A 3,465-nucleotide genomic window follows, 5' to 3' on the forward strand; every position below is an offset into this window, starting at 1 on the left:
TTTTTTTTTGTGTGTGGTGCGGGGGGGCCCTTTGGCGGCGGTCTGGGGGCGGGGGGGGGGGGGGGGGGGGTGGTGGTGGGGGGGGGGGGGGGGGCCGGGGGGGGGGGCCCCCCCCCCACGACCGCGAAACCCGCGGGAGCTGCTACTTGGACAGTCGCTCGCCGGAAGAGGTCGAGAAGACGTGGATCTCGTCGGCGCGCGGCACCACGTGGAGGTTGGAGCCCTTCTCCGGGACCTGGCGGCCGCCCACGCGGACCACGAGGTCCTGCGAGCCCTCGGCGGTGGTGGTGGAGCCGTAGACGTAGCCGTCGGCGCCGAGTTCCTCGACGACGTTCACGACGATGGTCAGACCGCCGCTCTCGGCGACGTCGAAGTGCTCCGGGCGGACGCCGACCGTGACGGTGCGGTCGCCCGCGTCGGCCGCCGCGGACAGCGCCTCGCGGGACACCGGGACGACGCTGTCGCCGAACTTCACGCCGCCGTCGGTGATCGGGACCTCGACCAGGTTCATGGCCGGGGAACCGATGAAGCCGGCGACGAAGAGGTTCGCGGGGCGGTCGTACATGTTGCGCGGGGTGTCGACCTGCTGGAGCAGCCCGTCCTTCAGGACGGCCACGCGGTCGCCCATCGTCATGGCCTCGACCTGGTCGTGGGTGACGTACACCGTGGTGATGCCGAGGTCGCGCTGGAGCGCCGCGATCTGGGTGCGGGTGGAGACGCGGAGCTTGGCGTCGAGGTTCGACAGCGGCTCGTCCATCAGGAACACCTGCGGCTTGCGCACGATGGCGCGGCCCATGGCGACGCGCTGGCGCTGACCGCCGGAGAGCGCCTTCGGCTTGCGGTCGAGGTACTGGGTCAGGTCCAGCATCTTCGCCGCGTCCTCCACCTTCTTGCGGATGGTGGCCTTGTCCTCACCGGCGATCTTGAGCGCGAAGCCCATGTTGTCGGCGACGGACATGTGCGGGTAGAGCGCGTAGTTCTGGAACACCATCGCGATGTCCCGGTCCTTGGGCGGCAGGTGCGTGACGTCGCGGTCACCGATGCGGATGGCGCCGCCGTTGACGTCCTCCAGGCCGGCGAGCATGCGCAGCGAGGTGGACTTGCCGCAGCCGGACGGGCCGACGAGGACGAGGAACTCGCCGTCCTCGATCTCCAGCTCCAGCTGGTCGACGGCCGGCTTGTCGCCGCCCGGGTACAGACGGGTCGCCTTGTCGAAAGTGACAGAAGCCATGGTGATGAATCCCTTCTACCGGCAGGAACGTGCCGGACGATCCGAGTGGAAGGTCTAGTCCAGAAAACGGACTCCGCCCGACGCTACCCGTCGGTCCCCCCGCTGTCAGCACCGCACCGCGGTGACTTCGAACTTTGTGCGATCTGTCGGACCCGCCCGCTGCTCGACGGGCCGTGCCGGTGGGGGCCGGCCAATGTGATGGCAGGCGGATTCGCGTGCTGTGTAGAGTGATGGCGGCTTCGCTCGGCGTGTGCGCGAGCGGGTCCTGCCTCCTTAGCTCAGTCCGGCCAGAGCAACGCACTTGTAATGCGTAGGTCGTCGGTTCGAATCCGACAGGGGGCTCCGCGAACCCCAGGTCACCTACTGTGACCTGGGGTTTTTCCATTCCTGAGGGGGCAGCCGCGCCGGGCCGCCGGTGCCGTGCGCCGGTCAGCCTGTCCGAGTGGTGGTGCTGGGCCGGAAGGGGGGCTCCCGCCGGCCACCGTGATCCGAGGGCTCGGCTTCGGGAACTCTGCCCGGGCACGGCGGCAAGCACGACCACGACCACGACGAGGCGCGCGAAGGGGAAGGGGGCCAGGCCGTCCAGTCAGTGGCGGCCTGAGACGCGGTCGGCGAGGCGGGCCAGCGGGGCGGTCGTCGGGCGGCGGGTGGCGCTCTCGCGGCGGTCCGCCTCGCGGTAGGCGGCGTAGAGGGCCTGGACACCGAGCCAGCGCAAGGGCTCGGGCTCCCAGCGGCGGACGCGGTGGTTCACCCAGGGCAGGCCGGTCAGTTCGGTGGATTCGCCGAGGACGAGGTCGCGCAGGGTGCGGGCGGCGAGGTTGGCGGTGGCGACGCCCGAGCCCACGTAGCCGCCCGCCCACCCCAGGCCCGAGGCCCGGTCGAGGGTGACGGTGGCGCACCAGTCGCGGGGCACGCCGAGCACCCCCGACCAGGCGTGGGTGATCTCCGTACCCGCGAGCTGCGGGAAGAACGAGGTCAGCAGGCCGGTCAGGGCCGCGACGGTGGCCGGCTGGGTACGGCCGTCGTTGTCGGTGCGCGAGCCGAAACGGTACGGGACCCCGCGACCGCCGATCGCGATGCGGTCGTCGGCGGTGCGTTGCGCGTACATGTACGCGTGGGCCATGTCGCCCAGCAGCGTGCTGTCCGACCAGCCCAGTCGGGACCAGGTCGCGGCGGACAGCGGGGCCGTCACGATCATGGAGGAGTTCATCGGGAGCCATGAGCGCTTCTGGCCCTTGAGGGCGGCGGTGAATCCCTCGGTGCAGCGCAGCACGTAAGGAGCGCGGACCGTGCCGTAGGGCGTGACCGCCCTGCCCGGGGAGATCTCCGTGACCGGGGTCGATTCGTGGATCACCGCACCGAGACGTTCGCAGGCCGCGGCCAGGCCCCTGACCAGCTTGAGGGGGTGGATGCGGGCGCCGTGGGGGCTCCAGCTGGAGCCGACGGCGTCGGCGATGTCGATACGGTCGCGGGTGGCGGGGGCGTCGAGGAGTACGCGGTCGGTCGCGCCCTCGTCGAAGGCGACCTCGTGGGCGTGGAAGGCCTTCAGTCGGGCGAGCTGGGCGGGGGTGCGGGCGACTTCGAGGACGCCGCCGCGGTGGATGTCGGCGTCGATGCCTTCCTCGGCGGCGACGTCGATGACCTCGGTGACGGTCGCGTTCATGGCCTGCTGGAGGCGGCGGGCGGCCGGCCGGCCGTGAAGGGCGGCGTAACGGTCGCGGCCGGCGATGCCGTGGTAGAGCCAGCCGCCGTTGCGGCCGGAGGCGCCGTAGCCGCAGAACTTCTGCTCCAGCACGGTGACGCGGAGGTCGGGGGCGGCGCGCTTGAGGTAATAGGCGGTCCACAGGCCGGTGTAGCCACCGCCGACGATGACGACATCGGCGGTGGTGTCGCTGGTGAGGCGCGCGCGGGGTGGGGTGACCGGGGCGCTCGGTGCGGACGCGTACCAGAAGGAAATGCCGCCGTTGATCGTCATGGGGGAGTTGGTACACCCCGTTTCGGAGGGGTGTCCAGGGACGGGGTGTCGCGGGTCGGGGGTGTCGCGTGGACGGGTTGCCCGGCCCCTGCCTGGCCCCTGCGGGGTGCTTGGCGGTGCGTGGCGTGTCCCGGGCGCTGCCCGTGCCCTGCGGTGCGCTTGGTGGTGCGGGTCGTGTGCCGGGGCGCTGCCCCGGACCCCGCGCCTCAATCGCCGGCGGGGCTGGGATTTGGCGGGTCGGTGTCGGTGGTGGGTCGGG

Annotated in this window: 2 protein-coding genes and 1 tRNA gene; 1 reads left to right on the plus strand and 2 read right to left on the minus strand. The window is 71.7% G+C overall.

Annotated elements, in window-relative coordinates:
* Positions 1 to 142: 142 nt before the first annotated feature.
* Complete coding sequence (locus tag ACGFYY_RS42150) at positions 143 to 1,231, minus strand: sn-glycerol-3-phosphate ABC transporter ATP-binding protein UgpC (RefSeq protein ID WP_365276941.1); 1,089 nt, start codon at positions 1,229 to 1,231, stop codon at positions 143 to 145.
* Positions 1,232 to 1,498: 267 nt separating this feature from the next.
* Between ACGFYY_RS42150 and ACGFYY_RS42155 the strand changes: the two genes are divergently transcribed.
* Positions 1,499 to 1,573, plus strand: a tRNA-Thr gene (locus tag ACGFYY_RS42155).
* Positions 1,574 to 1,817: 244 nt separating this feature from the next.
* On the opposite strand, the gene ACGFYY_RS42160 is transcribed toward ACGFYY_RS42155, so the two are convergent.
* Complete coding sequence (locus tag ACGFYY_RS42160) at positions 1,818 to 3,206, minus strand: NAD(P)/FAD-dependent oxidoreductase (RefSeq protein WP_393717916.1); 1,389 nt, start codon at positions 3,204 to 3,206, stop codon at positions 1,818 to 1,820.
* Between the last annotated feature and the right edge of the window lie 259 nt (positions 3,207 to 3,465).

The sequence above is a fragment of the Streptomyces sp. NPDC048331 genome, assembly GCF_043201215.1.
Classification (GTDB): Bacteria; Actinomycetota; Actinomycetes; order Streptomycetales; family Streptomycetaceae; genus Streptomyces.